Raw genomic sequence first — 13,887 nt, 5'->3', positions numbered from 1 at the left:
TTGCCTTGCGTTTTCAATCCACGAACGATAGGGATCCAGATATCGAGTACCTTAATTGTATTAGCCTGGACCGGACCTGACAGGGCTTGTAAGCCAGAACTGCAGAAATTTTCGAAATTGTTTTGATTCAGCGAGTTAGCCTCTGTTTGCGGGCGGCAAAGGCCTGATTCATTTGCCGCGCGCGTTGGATTTCGTCGCCATGCAGGTAGATCGAAGTCGTCGCGATTGAAGCATGTCGAAGGTTGTCGCGTACAGTCGTCAATTCAGCACCACGTATGAGAGCATGGCTCGCATGACTGTGGCGCATCCAGTGAGAGCTCGCGCGGCACAGCTTGTCGGCGGTCGCAGGCTGTTCGGGCTGGATTACGTCGGCTGCCTGCATGAAGAATCGTCGCATCACGCGCCACAGGCGGGAGCCAGCAATGCCGGCGTTACCGTCCTCGCCAAGGCTGGCGACCAGCGGCGTCTTCGGATTCCAGCGTTCCGGCGTAACTGGGAGTTTTCGCCGGACGAGATACTGGTCGAGCGCAGTACGCGCAAGCGGCGGCAACGCCACCTTGCCGGGCTTGCCACCCTTGCCGACCAGATGCAGCCAGTGATCGCCGCGCTCGTCAACACGGACATCGGCCAGCACGGCGCCAATCAGTTCGCTTGCGCGCAGGCCCGTCGCATAGCCGAAGTCCAGCAGGAAACGTAGTCGCTGTCCCGCCGGCTCAGACCACCCGTACGACCACTCGAGGCTGTCCGCGATTGCGCGTAGCAGCGCCCATTCGCCTTCTCGTAAAGGGTCGCCATTCAACCGAATCGCGCGATCGAGGCGGACCAACCCAGCGCTCGCGAGGTGTCGGCCGGCGCAGGAAGGCACGGTACGCGATCGCATCATCGGTCGTCAGCGAGGACAGTGCCCGTCCGCGTTCGACGATGGCCCACAGGATCAGGCGCTCGGCTTCCTTCCTGTAGGCGCGTTGCGTGGCTGCGGTCTCGTGTAGTGCGAGCCACGCCTGCACCGCCTCGTAGTCGTTTGTCGCGTTCAGCGTGCAGGCATGCCGCGGTGCCCGGAAGCTGCACCGCGAGCCATCGACCTCGTGAGGCAGGTTCAATTGTTCCCACGGCACGATGCCGCTCGGTTGCGCGACGGCGATCAAGGCTCGGGCGCGTTCGGAAAGCTGCGGATGAAACGCGAAGAACGCTTCGATCTGTCGCGCGACCGTCACGCCCCAGCCCTTCGATTACTGTCCACCAGCGGCGCCGCCGTGGAATCCGCACGGCGACCGGCCGCTTTCGCTGGACCTGGCCGACCGCAGCCGCGCTCGCGGCCACCGGTTCGCTGACGGGATTGATGACGGGGATGCACGGTGTCGGTGGCGGCTTCATCATCGTGCCGATGATGCGCAAGCTGACGGACGTGTCGATGCACGGTATCGTCGCGACTTCGCTGATGGTGATCGCACTCGTCGGCAGTGGCGGCGTTCTCGCGACGGCCACGCACGGCGCAACGCGTCCACTCGAAGTCGCGTTGTGGTTCACTGGCGCCACCGCCGCCGGTATGCTCAGCGGACGGATTGCATCGCATCACATCGCCGCGCGTCAGGTGCAACTGGGCTTTGCGAGCATCCTCGTCTGCGTGGCGCTCGGCCTGCTGGTCAAAGCGGCACTGATGTAAGCGCTGCCGCTTCCCTCCAACCCACACGACAGTCAACCTGAACGATGATCGATCTCGACCATTTCACCCCGCTCGCGTCCTTGTGCGGAGGCCTGCTGATCGGCGCCGTGGCGGCGGCGATGGTGCTTTTGCTGGGCCGCATCGCCGGAATCAGCGGGATAGTCGGCGGCCTGCTGCGCTGGACCAGGCAAGACGGCGCATGGCGCGTCGCCTTCGTTGCCGGGCTGGTCGCTGCCGCGGTAATCGCGCGCGCGGTCGGTGCGCCCGTCGCGATCACCGTCGACGCGTCGTGGCCGGCCGTGATCGCGGCCGGCTTTCTGGTCGGCATCGGCACCCGCTATGGCAGCGGTTGCACGAGCGGACACGGCGTGTGTGGCATTTCACGCGGCGCCACGCGCTCGCTCGTAGCGACGGCGACGTTCATGGCGGCCGGCTTCGTCACCGTCTATATCATGCGACATCTTCTCGGAGCCTAGGATGGCAACAGTCGTTTCATTCGTATGCGGGCTGCTGTTCGGCTTCGGCCTGCTGTTGTCGGGCATGGCCAACCCCGCCAAAGTGCTGGGCTTCCTCGATTTCGCAGGACGCTGGGACCCGTCGCTCGCGTTCGTGATGATCGGCGCGGTGGCTGTCGCAGCAATCGGCTTCGCGATCGCGAAGCGCCGCGGCAAGTCGCTGCTCGGATTGCCGATGCAGATTCCCGCGTCAACGCGCGTCACGCGAAGGCTGATGGTGGGCAGCCTCGCGTTCGGCGTCGGTTGGGGAATTGCAGGGTTCTGTCCCGGCCCGGCGCTCGTTGCGCTCGGACTCGGGTCGGTGAAAGCGTGGGTGTTCGTGGCGGCGATGATTGCGGGAATGGCGGTCTTCGAGTCGTTGGAACGGCGCAGACAGGCGGCCTTGGCAACCGGCCCTTAACCTGGCCTTAAGGCGCGGCCGTGTACGATCTGTTTCGACTGAATCCAACTCACAGGCTCCCCTATGCAAGTCTCCACTGAACACGGCTATGACATCGTCGCACGTTTGCTCCATTGGCTCGTCGTCGGGCTGGTTGCCGCGCAGTTCGTGATCGGCTGGACGATGCCGGACGTGCACCGCGATACCGTGCCGGACGGCGAAATCGCCTGGCACCTTGGCGTCGGCACCGCACTGCTCGCAGCGATGGTGTTGCGGGTGCTGTGGCGCGTGACTCATCGGTCGCCGCCGGACAGCCTGCCGCCGCTGTTTCGCGCCGCTTCGAAGCTCACGCACCTCGCGCTGTATGTGCTGCTCGTGCTGGTGCCGCTGCTCGGCTGGATCAACGCTTCGTCGCGCACGTGGACGGTGCGCCTCGCCGGACTTGCTTCGTTGCCCTCACTGTCGGCACCGGGTTCGTCATTCGGACATGCGATGGGCGATGTTCACGGCGTCCTCGCTTGGGTGCTGTTCGGCGTGATCTGCCTGCATATCGCAGCGGTGATGTTTCATCAGTTCGTCGCCGGCGACCGCGTTCTGCAGCGCATGAAGATCTAGCGCGACACATATCGCCCAAGCTGGAACGACTTGATTTCCGCCATGTCCTGAGTGACAACATAAGGTCCGAATATTCCGGCCTACGCGGCGAGCCTGATGAGCGAGCTGCAAAGTGGCTCGTCTTGAGAGCCCCCCGCGCGACGACTTCACTCTAGCTGTGCGACGCCAAAGAGCGGCGCCTCGCCGCTCTTTGGTGCGTCGTATTTAACGCGGATCCGACAGCGTCTGATTGAGCGTCTGCCCAGCGATGATCACGTTCTGCAACGTAATGTCGTGCACGTTGTAGAGGTAGATCGGACCCGGCGTGCTGGCGCTCGCGGGGCCTGCGGCCACAGGCGTGCCGAAGTCGCAGTTGGAAATCGTCACTCCCGTGATTGCCGGTACGGTCGGCGCAGGCGCCGGACCGTTGTAGTCGAACGCAACTGGACCTTGTGCAACGATGGCCTGGAAACAGGAGCCGGTTGTACTGCCCAATGTCACGTTCGAAGCATTGACGTTCGCGATGTTGACGTTGTCAATGAGTGCGGGGCGTGTGCGAATCGCATCGGCGGCAGGCTGGTAATCGCAATCGAACGTGATCAGGCCGCCTTGAGACGCGGACGGGTTGGCGGCTGTTGCGGTGGCCACACCGATGGGCACGGTGCCGTTGATCGGACTGCCCGTCAGCATCTTGCTGCCGTAGCCTCCACCTGTCAGGCTCACGCCGTGCGGGAGCGTGACGCCGTTCACGTAGAAGTTCTTGACGTAGCCTCCACGGTTCATGTTCGTCTTGATACGGATCGCAATGTTCAGCGAATTCGTTGCCCAGAACTGATTGAGCATGGTCAGATTGCGCGCGTAGATGTTCTGCACGCCGCCACCCATCTCGCTGCCGAGCGTAATGCCGCCGTGACCGCTATTCATCATGCAGTTCTGGATCACATGGTTCTGCGCGGGTCCGTACTCCGTGTCGAGATCCTTGCCTGACTTGATCGCGATGCAGTCGTCGCCGGTGTTGAACGTTACGCTGTCGCACAGCACCGTGTTGCAGGCGTCGGGGTCGAAGCCGTCGTTGTTCGGTCCGATACTGTCGGCTGTCACGCCACGGATCACGACGTTCGTGCAGTCCGTCGGATGATGCTGCCAGAACGGCGTATTGTTGGTTCGGTAGTTTTCCATCAGCACGTTCGTGCAACCGATGAACTCAACCATACACGGCCGCAGATAGTGGCCGAGACCAAAGATTCGCTGCGCGACCGGCACGCCCGCTTCGGAGAGCGCCGGCAGGTAGTTCTGGTCTTGCTGCCACGGCGTAGCCGGATTGGTCAATAGCGTGTAGAGCGAGGCCGAAATGGTGGGGGCGACCACCATCAGATCGACGTTGTTCGGATTCGTATAGGCCTGGGACGGCGTGGTCGACCCCGCGCAGCCGTATGCCCCGCTGGAACCCTTGTAGGTCCACCAGCAAGTGCTGGTGTTTCCGCTTCCGGCGAACGGCGTCATCGCCTGACCGTTCAGCACCGAGGTCGGGCCTTCGCCAGTCACCGCGATGTTGTTCGCATTTCGCGCGTACACGGGCGAGCCGAAGTTCAGGCAGTCGTTCGCCTGCCAGCGGCTGTAGTACAGATTGCCGTTGGCGCCGCAGTTGACCGGACCGTCCTTCGCATAGTCGGCAGGATTCGGGCTGAAATAGATCGTGCAGTTCGCGCTCAGATGGAAGTTGACGTTGTTCTGCAGCACGATGGGACCCGCGCAATACCACGTGCCCGCCGGCACCACGACCCGGCCGCCACCGGCTGCACTGCAGGCTGCGATTGCCGCGAGGAAAGCGGCACGTGAATCGAACGATCCCGGTGCGTTGGTCGCGCCGGCCCCCGTACTCAGGGGCGATGAACTGCCGGTGTAGGGGTTGGCCTGGGCAATGACCGCGCACGGTTGCGCACCGTACTGTTCGACCTGGAAATCGACGGCCGGGAACGCGCTCTGCGTGATTTTCTGCAGCGCATTAATGATGTTCGTCGCTGAGCCGTTGGGACCCCAGATCGGGTCGGCCGCAGCCGTTGACGGCGTGCTTCCCGTCGCTGGCGTGGAACTACTGCTTCCGCCTGCCGCGGCAGCGGAAACTCCGCCGCCGCAAGCCTGCAGGAGTGCGCTGCCGGCGAGCGCGCCTCCGAGGCCAATGAAGCCACGGCGCGAAATGCGCAAGGTGTCGCCCGTTGCGGGCGCATTTTTATCAAGATCGCACGACAGCTTGGACATGGAGTCCCCTCCGGACAAATAGGTGTAGGCGCACGAGAGAATCGTCATCGCGCATGTTGTATGACAAGTCTAGAAGAGTAAAGACAAGACGCGGGTCAGTACATATCGTGGAAACCCTTACTAAATGTTTCCTCGATAGCATTCGCGAGGTGTGAAGAGGGTTCGGATCGCTTTTGGAAACTCGCGCAGGCGCTTCGACTAGAATAATTTCGACGTGCGGCTCCGGATTCGATGCACCACACCCGTTAATAGGTATCGCCATGAACGACGGAAGGCTCGTACTGCATGCGCGACATCGGGTTGAGGGCGGCGGCTTGCTGGTCGCCGCAGCCTGCTGCCAGGCTGCCAATAGGCACAGCGCTTTGCATATAAGCGATCGATGAAACCGCGATCCGCCGCCTGCACTGCTGTCCTGATGATCGCAACGTGCATTGCGGGCATCATGCAGACCTCACCAGTAGCGGCACAGGCATGGCGCGACCTCGCGCCGCAACCCGCACCGCAGGCGCCGCGAAGCGCGTCGTCACCCTCCTCCCCGGAAGCGCAGGCCGAGTCCGCACGGATCGCTGTCGAGCGGCTTGCCGGGCTCGTCTTCGAACCAGCCGGCGCGTCCGCGGCGGCATCGCCGAGGCAGCAAGGCCGTATCGTCGCGCAAGGATTGCCCGTACTCGACGCCGCCTTCCTGCAGAGCTTCGCCACGGACCTCGACAAGCCGCTGACCTTCGGCCGCCTCGCCGAGATACGCCGCGCCGTGGTCGCGCGTTATCGGGCGGCGGGAAAGCCGCTCGTCGACGTCTACGTGCCGGAACAGGACGTGAGCTCGGGTGTCGTGCATATCGCCATTGCCGAATTCAAACTGGGTCGGGTTCATGCCAGCGGCAACACCTACTTTTCGAGCAGGCTTCTCGAACGTGAAATGCCGCTCGAGCCCGGCGGACCGGTCCTGCAAGCGGCGGTCTCGAAGGGACTTGCGGTGCTCAACGCGAATCCTTATCGACGGGTCGATGCTGTTTTTGCGCCCGGTGAGGCCGCCGACACGACCGACGTCGTGTTGCAAACCGAAGACCGGCTGCCGCTTCGCGTAAGCGCGGGTTACGACAATGAGGGCGTGCAGGAGCTCGGCCGTGATCGGTTCTTTGCAGGCATAGGCTACGGCAACCTGCTTGGTCTCGATCAGCAGATCGCCTATCAATTCACGGCCAGCAACGATTTTTTCAGCGGCAATCCGAATATCGAAGGCCGCCCGAACCGCGCCCGCTTCACCGCGCACGCGCTGAACTACACGGCGCCGCTGCCTTGGCTCGACAGTATCGAGTTGTTCGGCGTCTACGCGCAGAGCACGCCACGGTTGCCCGACACGTATGGGCAAACGGGCATTTCTGCGCAGTTCAGCTTTCGCTACGACTTGCCTCTGCCGACCATCACGGACACGACACAGTTGATCCAGATCGGATACGACTTCAAGCGCAGCAACAACGATCTGGAATTTGGCGGCTCCCAGGTTTTCAACTCGAATACGCACATACATCAGTTCGTGTTGTCTTACGACATCAGCAAACCGACCGAGGCTGGCACGGCGCACGCCGCGGCGACACTCGTCGCCAGTCCGGGCGGACTGGATGGCAACAATCAGGACGAGGCATTTAACGCCGCGCGGCAGGGCGCGACGGCTCGCTACGTCTATATGCAGTTGACAGCGTCTCGTGCCACCGCGCTTGGGGCTGGCTTCACGCTGATCACGAACGGAACGTTTCAGTGGACGCCGAACACGTTATTACCGAGCGAGGAGATGGGGCTCGGCGGGGAGTCCAGTGTGCGAGGCTACGACCCATACGTCACGCTCGGCGATCGCGGCTGGAACATTCAGACCGAGGTACGCACGCCTGCGATCTCGCTCGGCGCGAGCAACGCAGTCGTGCAACCCTTTGTGTTTTTCGATGCGGGCCGCGTATGGAGCACGATCGACCAGCCAGCCGAAGCTAACCCCGGTCTGCTCGCGGGCGTCGGCGCGGGCGTGCGCGTCCAATGGTCGAGATTCGTGGATTTGCGCTGCACCTATGGCGCGCCATTACGCTCGGCGACACCAAACGGATCGAAGGCGCCGATCGTGCTCTTGTACGTGTCGGTCGGAACGTGAGCCGTCGATAGATGCCCCATGTTCGACACGGCCCGCCGCCGTGTCTGCCTTCATTGCGCCGTCAGCCGGCCGAGTCCGAGCCCTGCTCGGGCTCCCAACCGCGCGCGGCGGCGAGACAGGCGCGGACTTCTTCATCGGTCGTCTGGTCGAAATTCACATAGAACCCGCCGATCCCCATCAACCAATCCGGCTGCAGCACGCTCACGAACGCGTGCGCGATTCCTTCGAATGCCGTGCACGCATCGGATTGCGACACCGGGACCGCCACCACGATCCGAGCGGGATGTCTGCTGCGGAGCGCGTCGAGCGCCGCATGCATCGATGCCCCCGTCGCGATGCCGTCGTCGACCACGATCACCGTCTTGCCCTGTACTGGCACCGGCGGGCATTCCCCACGGTACGCCAGTTCCCTGCGCGCGAGTTCGGCTGTTTCGCGCGCGATCACGTCGGCCAATTGGGCGTCACTGATTTGCAGTTCGCGAAGCACCGACCTTTCCAGATGAAGGGCGCCCCCCGTCGCGATGGCGCCCATCGCCAGTTCCTCGTCTTGCGGCGCCCCAAGCTTTCTGACGACGAGAACGTCGAGCTTCGCATGCAATGCCCGTGCAACTTCGAACGCGACAGGAACGCCGCCGCGCGGCAGAGCCAGCACCACCTGATCGCCGCGACCCTGATAGTCGCGCAGTGCGTGGGCCAGTTGTCTGCCAGCGTCGGCGCGGTCGCGAAACAGGTTGCCCATCGCTTTTCCTCCCGCAACGTCGGTGCGCGTTGCCAGAGCCACTATGCCATCAATCGGCTGCATCAAGCGTCCTCCTGAACGGACAAGTTTTCACGGGTCTCGCCGGCGATGCCGATACCCCACCGCTTCCGAAGCACGTGCCCGAGAACCCCGGGGCGCCATCCGACGAAAACCCCGGCACGAATGCGAACTCGTCGTTGACCGTGATCAGAAAATCACGGTTGTAGCGCGATGGCGCGAAGATCGTCATCGAGCGGAAGAACTGCGACGTCTGGAACGGACGGTCGAGGTCCAGGCACTGCGTCGGGACCATGGCGCGGCACGGCGTGCAGGGCATGCCGGAATGCCCGCGATTTGCCGCGCCCCTGTTCACATAGGCGTGAACGCGACCGAATATTCCAGATGATCCTTTACGCCTTTTACCCCTGGCACCCGCGCGGCGGCGAGGATCGCCTGGCGTTCTTCCTCGGAGCGCACCGCTCCCGAGCAATGAGCGACGCCGTCCGTGACGATCAGGCCGTCGGCGGCCATCGCCCAACGATGTCCGTCGAGTTCCTTCGTGATCGCGCTGCGAATCTGATCGTCCGACGGTTGCGCATCGAGCTGCGCGGGTGCGCAACTCGCGAGCGCGCGCACCAGATTGGCCCTGCTGACGATGCCGACGAGCTTGCCCTTGCTCAAGACCGGTAACCGCTTGATGTGCTTGCGCCCAAGCAGTTCGGCGACCGCGCCAAGCGGCGTCGATTCGTCGACGGTGACGGCCGGGGCGCTCATCACGTCACGCACCCGAATCGAACGCTCCTTCAGATACTCGACCGCGAGTTGACGCGTAGGCGCGAGGAACTCCGCGAGCCACGAGCGCCGCTGCGTTTCGGTGCCGGTTTCGATGCGCCGGAGCAGATCGCCCTCGCTGACGATGCCAATCACGCTGCCTGCGTCGTCGACGACGGGCATGCCGCTGATCCGGCTGTCGGCAAGCATCTTTGCCGCGTCATAGACCGAACTTTCCGCTGCGATTGAAACCAACCGGGTGGTCATGATGTCCGAGGCTTGCATAGTGATCTCCATATCGAGTGCCCTGCGCTGTCGCACAGGGGTGCAGGCAGGCGCGAGGCGAAGCAATTGACAGGCGCTGAAGGACGCGTCGCCGTGCTCCCTTCGGCGCCAACTTCGAATCCGCTCGCGCGGCGCGCCGCCGCGACGAAGTCCTCGTCGACCAGTCGTTGCAACGCGTCGATTCCGCCGTGCCATGCGCCTATCGCAAAGATCCGGCCACTCGTGATGAGCCCCGGGTTCGAGTACAGCCCAATAATCGATGCGTAGCGGCGGACCACCGTTGATTTGCATCAAGCATCAAGCCCGCCCTCCGCTGTCCAAGCGACGGTGACGGCGTCCATGTCGATGCGCCACCTGGTGAATTCGCACTGCCGACTGCGATGCGGCGGTGAATTACCGGTCACCCGCTCCACGAACGTCGCGTCAAAACGCAACGCTGAACGCTGTCACGAATTCGTCGAGCCGCGCGCGATCGAGCCCGTCGATACCGGCGGCAGCGACCCTGCCGTTTCCTCCGAACTTCCTGCAAAGGACGTCGGCGCCTCGCGGACAATCGAGCGGAGCCCGTACGCTCGCCGTGTATCGGCCATCGGCGCCGGCCGTCAGGACCGCGTGCGCTCGCGCCGGGTCGCGTCGCGCGACGAGATTGGCGAAATCACCTCGCACGCGCCGCGCCCACGCCGCGTCGGGAAGAATGTGCAGCGTTCCATTGGCGAGCCGCCGCGTTACCGCGAGTCCCAAGGCCAGTTCGAGGTCTTCCGTTCGTCGCGCCTGCAGTTCGGGCAGCACGCCGGTCGATGCAATGAACTCGAGCGGATCCGAATAGGGTTGAATGGCGCGATACATCTCGACAGGATCGACGGCAAGATCGACAACGCTGTCCCCGTAGGCGTTGTAGTTGATCGCTTCGCCGAGTTCGCGCAGTTTGCGCTCATCGGACGAGTTCACCGCGCACGCACTGGCGGCCCGATGCGCTGCCCGATGCAGGTTGTCGCCATAGGCCGCGACCACCGCCCATCGCGTGTACCGGCCTTGAAGATGGCGGTCCACGATCAGCGCAGTGCACCTATCCGGTGACGTATCGATATGCGTCGTCAGCAGCGCGTGTGCGGGGATGGGACCGGGGAAATGATGATCGAAATAGTCGATCTTTACACCAAGATCCAGCAACGCGATGAGTGGCTCGCGGTTCGAGTCGAGCGAAATATCCAGCACGGTCACGCTGTCGCCCGGCTGCGCGTTCGCGCGTTGCAGAAGCATTATCTCGCGCTTGGCTCCCGTGATCAGGATGGTGTCGGCAGGCTCGGCGAGCCGCAACTGATGCAGCGCGCAGATGCCGTCGGCATCGCCATTGAAAATATCGAATCGCTTCATCCGCTGCTCCACCGGCGCGTTGCTGCCACGATCGCACGCCGCTCGACTGCGGTCAATCGGTGACCCACGCTCCATTTCGTATGGAAGCGTACAGGCAGTTGCCGACCGACTGGCGATGCCCGGCTACCGCCTCGTTGATACAGATCAAGCCGGTTACCATACCCGATGGCTTAAATGAGTAGACGATTCCGGCTCGCGCGCAAGGCGGGCGCCGGCCGTCCCACCACGCGGAGGTCAACCGTGCCGAATGAGACGCTCGTGCTTCACCAGGACGCCCGGCAATGGCTGCTCGATGGCATCAATGCGCTCGCCGAGGCCGTCAAGGTCATGCCTGGTTTCGGGGGCCGCAGCGTGATCGTCGAACGCGCGCCCGGCGTGCCGCTCGTCGCGAATTCCGGCCTGGTTGTCGCGGGCTCGGTCGACTTGAGCGGCCGCCACGAAGAAATGGGCGCGCAGCTGCCCGCGAGGTGGAGTCCGGCATGAGTTCGCCACGGAGTCGCAAGCTTTCTTCACCACGCGCCAATGCAGGCATGCGCGGCATCCAGCATCTCGCCAACCGGGTCCGCGCCGCGCGCCGCAGCGTGCGCGGACTCGACGCGACGCTGCGCAGGCCGGGCACGTACCGTCATCCGGCGGGCAGGATCGTCCGGGTCGAAACGCACATATCCGTCGTGTATCTCGCCGGGCGCTTCGCGTACAAGATCATCAAACCCGTCGCCCCGGGTTTCGCGGACTTTACCGCCACCGCGACCCGCAAGCGCTGCTGCGAAGCCCAGCTCCGTCTGAACCGGCCGCTCGCGCAAGGTATTTACGCCGGCGTGCTGCCGATTGCGCGCCACGCCGGCGTGCTGACACTCGGGGACGGCGGCGTGACAGTCGATCACGCGGTCAAGATGCGCCGCTTCGACGAGGCGATGCTCTTTTCGAGTCTCGCGGCGAAGGGAGCACTGACGCCGCGCGACATCGACGGCGCGGCGAAGCGGCTCGCCGACTATCACCTGAGGGCGCCCCGCAACGCGCCGTCGTCGCGCTACGGCAGCGCCACGCTGGTGCGAACGCAGATCGAAACGATCAACGCGGCGCTGCTGGCCAATTGCAGCCATCCCGCGCTGCCCGGCATTGCCGCGTGGTGCGCGCGACAGCTCGACCAACTCGCGCCGCTGATCGAGCGGCGCCGCGCCGAGGGTTTCGTGCGGGGCTGCCATGGCGATCTGCATCTGGACAACGTGGTTCGCTGGCGCGGCGCAATCGCGATGTTCGACTGTATCGACTTCGACGATGCGCTACGCTGGATCGACGTCGCAGCGGACGTCGCGTTTCTCGTGATGGACCTGTGCGCGCGAGCGGAGCCCCGTCTGGCCAATCGACTGTTGAACCGTTGGCTGGAAACGTCGGGCGATTATGCGGCGCTGTCGCTGATGCCTTTGTACGTCGCCTATCGCGCGCTGGTGCGGGCGTGGGTCGCGTGCCTGAAAGCGGGATACGTAGCGGGCCGCAGCGTCGTCATCCCGGATCCGGCCCTGCGCTACCTCGAGGTGGCACGCGCGCAAACGCAGAAGCCGGGACCCGTTTTGCTGCTGTGTCATGGCTACTCCGGTTCGGGAAAATCGGTCGCGAGCCGGGCCCTTGCGGACCTGTGCGGCGCGGTGCGAGTGTCGAGCGATGCCGAACGCAAGCGTCCGCGGCCGGCGCCCGACGCGCAAACCTCGCTTGGCGCCGAACACTACACGCCAGCCGCACGTCACGCGATCTACGACCACCTTCTTCGACTCGCGCACCGCGTGCTGCAAAGCGGCCACAGCGCGATCGTCGACGCGACCTTTCTCGAGTTCCGTCACCGTGACACGTTTTTCGCGCTCGCCCAACGGCTCGGCGTACCGGCTCGCATTCTCGACTTTCGTGCCGAACCAACGGTGCTCGCGCAACGCATCGAAGCGCGCCGGCATGGTCCGCGCGATCTGTCCGACGCCGACACCGCGACGCTCGCGCGTCAACTCGCGAGCGCCGACGCACTGACGCCGGCGGAACAGGCGTTGACCTTGTCATTCGACACCGCGGTACCGATGGCGGCGTTCGACTCCCCCGCGTTCTGGCGACCCGTGCTTGCACTGATGCAGTCAGCGCCGTTTGCGACCCGCTGATCGTGTTCCGACGCGAAGCGGGGTCATTGATCTGCGCGCGTGATCGAGGTCGCGTCCGCGTCGATCACGGCTGGCCGAAGTGACACCTCACACAAACGGCCCGACTGCCCGCCACGGATAGCGGATAGCGGATAGCGGATAATGGATCGTGAACGAGACGCCGATCGCGAGACGGTTGGAGCCAGCGGTCACGAAATGCCGTTCGGATTGATCGGCGTGCGCGAACACGCGCCGATGCTCGGCGACTCCATCCAGATCGATACAGCGCAAAGCGCCGATTTCGCGATTGCGGTCAGGTTTCCCTGGCAATGGATGCAACCGGGAGAGATCACCCCATGATCAAGGTGTTGCTGGCCGACGACCACACGCTCGTACGCGACGGACTGCGCCATATCCTGCAGCAGGCGAGCGGCTTCGAAGTGGCCGGCGAAGCTTGCGACAGCGCGACGACGATCGCGCTGATTCGCGCGACGCAGGCCCACGTGCTCGTGCTCGACCTGTCGATGCCGGGGCGCAATGGCATTGAACTGATCAAGCAGATCAAGGAGGAAAAACCCGGCCTGCGGATTCTGGTGCTGACGATGCACGCCGAGCAGCAATACGCGGTGCGCGCGTTCAAGGCGGGCGCGTCCGGCTATCTGACCAAGGAAAGCGCGAGCGCGGAACTGGTCGGCGCGGTGACGAAAGTCGCGTCAGGGGGCGTTTATGTCAGCCTCGCGATGGCCGAACGCTTTGCCCAGAACCTGAACGAGCCTGCCGACGCGCTGCCGCACCAGCGGCTGTCCGATCGCGAATTCGACGTGTTCCGGCGCCTGGTCGAAGGCGAGAGCATCACCGAGATCGCCAACGAACTATGCGTCAGCGTGAAGACGATCAGCACGCACAAGACGCGCATCCTCGAAAAAATGCAGATGCCGAACGAGAACGGACTGGTTCGCTATGCGATCCGCCATAAGCTGTTCGACGACGGAAACGACCTGTAGCGCTTCTGCGCTGCGAGACCCGCTCAAAGCGTACGCGAGACATCTGA

Annotated in this window: 13 protein-coding genes and 2 pseudogenes; 9 read left to right on the top strand and 6 right to left on the bottom strand. The window is 63.9% G+C overall.

The window, feature by feature from the left end:
• Nucleotides 1–127: 127 nt before the first annotated feature.
• A pseudogene (locus F6X37_RS15320) lies at nt 128–1,398 on the bottom strand (tyrosine-type recombinase/integrase); the annotation flags it as partial.
• On the opposite strand from F6X37_RS15320, the pseudogene F6X37_RS15315 reads away from it, so the two are divergent.
• The 4 genes and pseudogenes from F6X37_RS15315 to F6X37_RS15300 form a co-directional block, all read left to right on the top strand.
• Nucleotides 1,313–1,663, top strand: a pseudogene (locus tag F6X37_RS15315) (TSUP family transporter); the annotation flags it as partial. The pseudogenes F6X37_RS15320 and F6X37_RS15315 overlap by 86 nt on opposite strands.
• Nucleotides 1,664–1,707: 44 nt before the next feature.
• A complete protein-coding gene (locus F6X37_RS15310; protein WP_090811497.1) occupies nt 1,708–2,139 on the top strand; it encodes a YeeE/YedE family protein in 432 nt (143 codons plus the stop codon).
• Nucleotide 2,140: 1 nt separating this feature from the next.
• Complete coding sequence (locus F6X37_RS15305) at nt 2,141–2,578, top strand: YeeE/YedE family protein (protein WP_187611915.1); 438 nt, start codon at nt 2,141–2,143, stop codon at nt 2,576–2,578.
• A 63-nt stretch (nt 2,579–2,641) separates the two neighbouring features.
• On the top strand, nt 2,642–3,172 hold the full coding sequence (locus tag F6X37_RS15300; protein ID WP_187611914.1) for a cytochrome b: 531 nt from the start codon (nt 2,642–2,644) through the stop codon (nt 3,170–3,172).
• 204 nt (nt 3,173–3,376) lie between these two features.
• Here the strand turns inward: F6X37_RS15300 and F6X37_RS15295 are convergent, their stop codons facing one another.
• A complete protein-coding gene (locus F6X37_RS15295; protein ID WP_187611913.1) occupies nt 3,377–5,410 on the bottom strand; it encodes a glycoside hydrolase family 28 protein in 2,034 nt (677 codons plus the stop codon).
• Nucleotides 5,411–5,825: 415 nt separating this feature from the next.
• On the opposite strand from F6X37_RS15295, the gene F6X37_RS15290 reads away from it, so the two are divergent.
• Nucleotides 5,826–7,547 carry a ShlB/FhaC/HecB family hemolysin secretion/activation protein gene (locus tag F6X37_RS15290; protein WP_187611958.1) on the top strand — a complete coding sequence of 574 codons (1,722 nt, stop codon included), beginning with the start codon at nt 5,826–5,828 and terminating at the stop codon, nt 7,545–7,547.
• A gap of 61 nt (nt 7,548–7,608) precedes the next feature.
• On the opposite strand, the gene F6X37_RS15285 is transcribed toward F6X37_RS15290, so the two are convergent.
• The 4 genes from F6X37_RS15285 to F6X37_RS15270 all read right to left on the bottom strand — a co-directional run bounded on the left by F6X37_RS15285 (nt 7,609) and on the right by F6X37_RS15270 (nt 10,716).
• Complete coding sequence (locus F6X37_RS15285) at nt 7,609–8,286, bottom strand: phosphoribosyltransferase (protein WP_187611957.1); 678 nt, start codon at nt 8,284–8,286, stop codon at nt 7,609–7,611.
• Nucleotides 8,287–8,335: 49 nt separating this feature from the next.
• The gene (locus F6X37_RS15280) at nt 8,336–8,599 is read right to left on the bottom strand and encodes a hypothetical protein (protein ID WP_187611912.1); all 264 of its coding nucleotides are present in this window, start codon (nt 8,597–8,599) and stop codon (nt 8,336–8,338) included.
• A 56-nt stretch (nt 8,600–8,655) separates the two neighbouring features.
• Nucleotides 8,656–9,342 carry a CBS domain-containing protein gene (locus tag F6X37_RS15275; protein ID WP_187611911.1) on the bottom strand — a complete coding sequence of 229 codons (687 nt, stop codon included), beginning with the start codon at nt 9,340–9,342 and terminating at the stop codon, nt 8,656–8,658.
• Between the two features lie 423 nt (nt 9,343–9,765).
• Nucleotides 9,766–10,716, bottom strand: coding sequence for an acetyltransferase (locus F6X37_RS15270; protein ID WP_187611910.1), 951 nt, complete (start codon nt 10,714–10,716; stop codon nt 9,766–9,768).
• 174 nt (nt 10,717–10,890) lie between these two features.
• Between F6X37_RS15270 and F6X37_RS15265 the strand changes: the two genes are divergently transcribed.
• The 4 genes from F6X37_RS15265 to F6X37_RS15250 all read left to right on the top strand — a co-directional run bounded on the left by F6X37_RS15265 (nt 10,891) and on the right by F6X37_RS15250 (nt 13,840).
• Nucleotides 10,891–11,199: a hypothetical protein gene (locus F6X37_RS15265; RefSeq protein WP_187611909.1), complete on the top strand. Its 309-nt coding sequence runs from the start codon at nt 10,891–10,893 to the stop codon at nt 11,197–11,199.
• Nucleotides 11,196–12,857: an AAA family ATPase gene (locus F6X37_RS15260; RefSeq protein WP_187611908.1), complete on the top strand. Its 1,662-nt coding sequence runs from the start codon at nt 11,196–11,198 to the stop codon at nt 12,855–12,857. The genes F6X37_RS15265 and F6X37_RS15260 overlap by 4 nt, the downstream gene beginning before the upstream one ends.
• Before the next feature lie 141 nt (nt 12,858–12,998).
• Nucleotides 12,999–13,196, top strand: a complete 198-nt coding sequence (locus F6X37_RS15255; RefSeq protein ID WP_187611907.1) for a hypothetical protein — start codon at nt 12,999–13,001, stop codon at nt 13,194–13,196.
• Nucleotides 13,193–13,840 (top strand): response regulator transcription factor, encoded by a 648-nt coding sequence (locus F6X37_RS15250; protein ID WP_090811511.1) that lies wholly within the window; start codon nt 13,193–13,195, stop codon nt 13,838–13,840. The genes F6X37_RS15255 and F6X37_RS15250 overlap by 4 nt, the downstream gene beginning before the upstream one ends.
• The last annotated feature ends 47 nt before the right edge of the window (nt 13,841–13,887 follow it).

This window comes from Paraburkholderia sp. 31.1, from assembly GCF_014397645.1.
Taxonomy (GTDB): Bacteria; Pseudomonadota; Gammaproteobacteria; order Burkholderiales; family Burkholderiaceae; genus Paraburkholderia; species Paraburkholderia tuberum.
The sequence above is the reverse complement of the archived record's forward strand: the minus strand, read 5'-3'. Positions and strand labels throughout refer to the sequence as shown.

Bases quoted from the DNA above. Each gene is read 5' to 3' on its own strand.
- F6X37_RS15310 (WP_090811497.1), top strand. From the start codon at position 1,708: ATGATCGATCTCGACCATTTCACCCCGCTCGCGTCCTTGTGCGGAGGC.
- F6X37_RS15305 (WP_187611915.1), top strand. From the start codon at position 2,141: ATGGCAACAGTCGTTTCATTCGTATGCGGGCTGCTGTTCGGCTTCGGC.
- F6X37_RS15300 (WP_187611914.1), top strand. From the start codon at position 2,642: ATGCAAGTCTCCACTGAACACGGCTATGACATCGTCGCACGTTTGCTC.
- F6X37_RS15295 (WP_187611913.1), bottom strand. From the start codon at position 5,410: ATGTCCAAGCTGTCGTGCGATCTTGATAAAAATGCGCCCGCAACGGGC.
- F6X37_RS15290 (WP_187611958.1), top strand. From the start codon at position 5,826: ATGATCGCAACGTGCATTGCGGGCATCATGCAGACCTCACCAGTAGCG.
- F6X37_RS15285 (WP_187611957.1), bottom strand. From the start codon at position 8,286: ATGGGCAACCTGTTTCGCGACCGCGCCGACGCTGGCAGACAACTGGCC.
- F6X37_RS15280 (WP_187611912.1), bottom strand. From the start codon at position 8,599: ATGGTCCCGACGCAGTGCCTGGACCTCGACCGTCCGTTCCAGACGTCG.
- F6X37_RS15275 (WP_187611911.1), bottom strand. From the start codon at position 9,342: ATGCAAGCCTCGGACATCATGACCACCCGGTTGGTTTCAATCGCAGCG.
- F6X37_RS15270 (WP_187611910.1), bottom strand. From the start codon at position 10,716: ATGAAGCGATTCGATATTTTCAATGGCGATGCCGACGGCATCTGCGCG.
- F6X37_RS15265 (WP_187611909.1), top strand. From the start codon at position 10,891: ATGAGTAGACGATTCCGGCTCGCGCGCAAGGCGGGCGCCGGCCGTCCC.
- F6X37_RS15260 (WP_187611908.1), top strand. From the start codon at position 11,196: ATGAGTTCGCCACGGAGTCGCAAGCTTTCTTCACCACGCGCCAATGCA.
- F6X37_RS15255 (WP_187611907.1), top strand. From the start codon at position 12,999: ATGGATCGTGAACGAGACGCCGATCGCGAGACGGTTGGAGCCAGCGGT.
- F6X37_RS15250 (WP_090811511.1), top strand. From the start codon at position 13,193: ATGATCAAGGTGTTGCTGGCCGACGACCACACGCTCGTACGCGACGGA.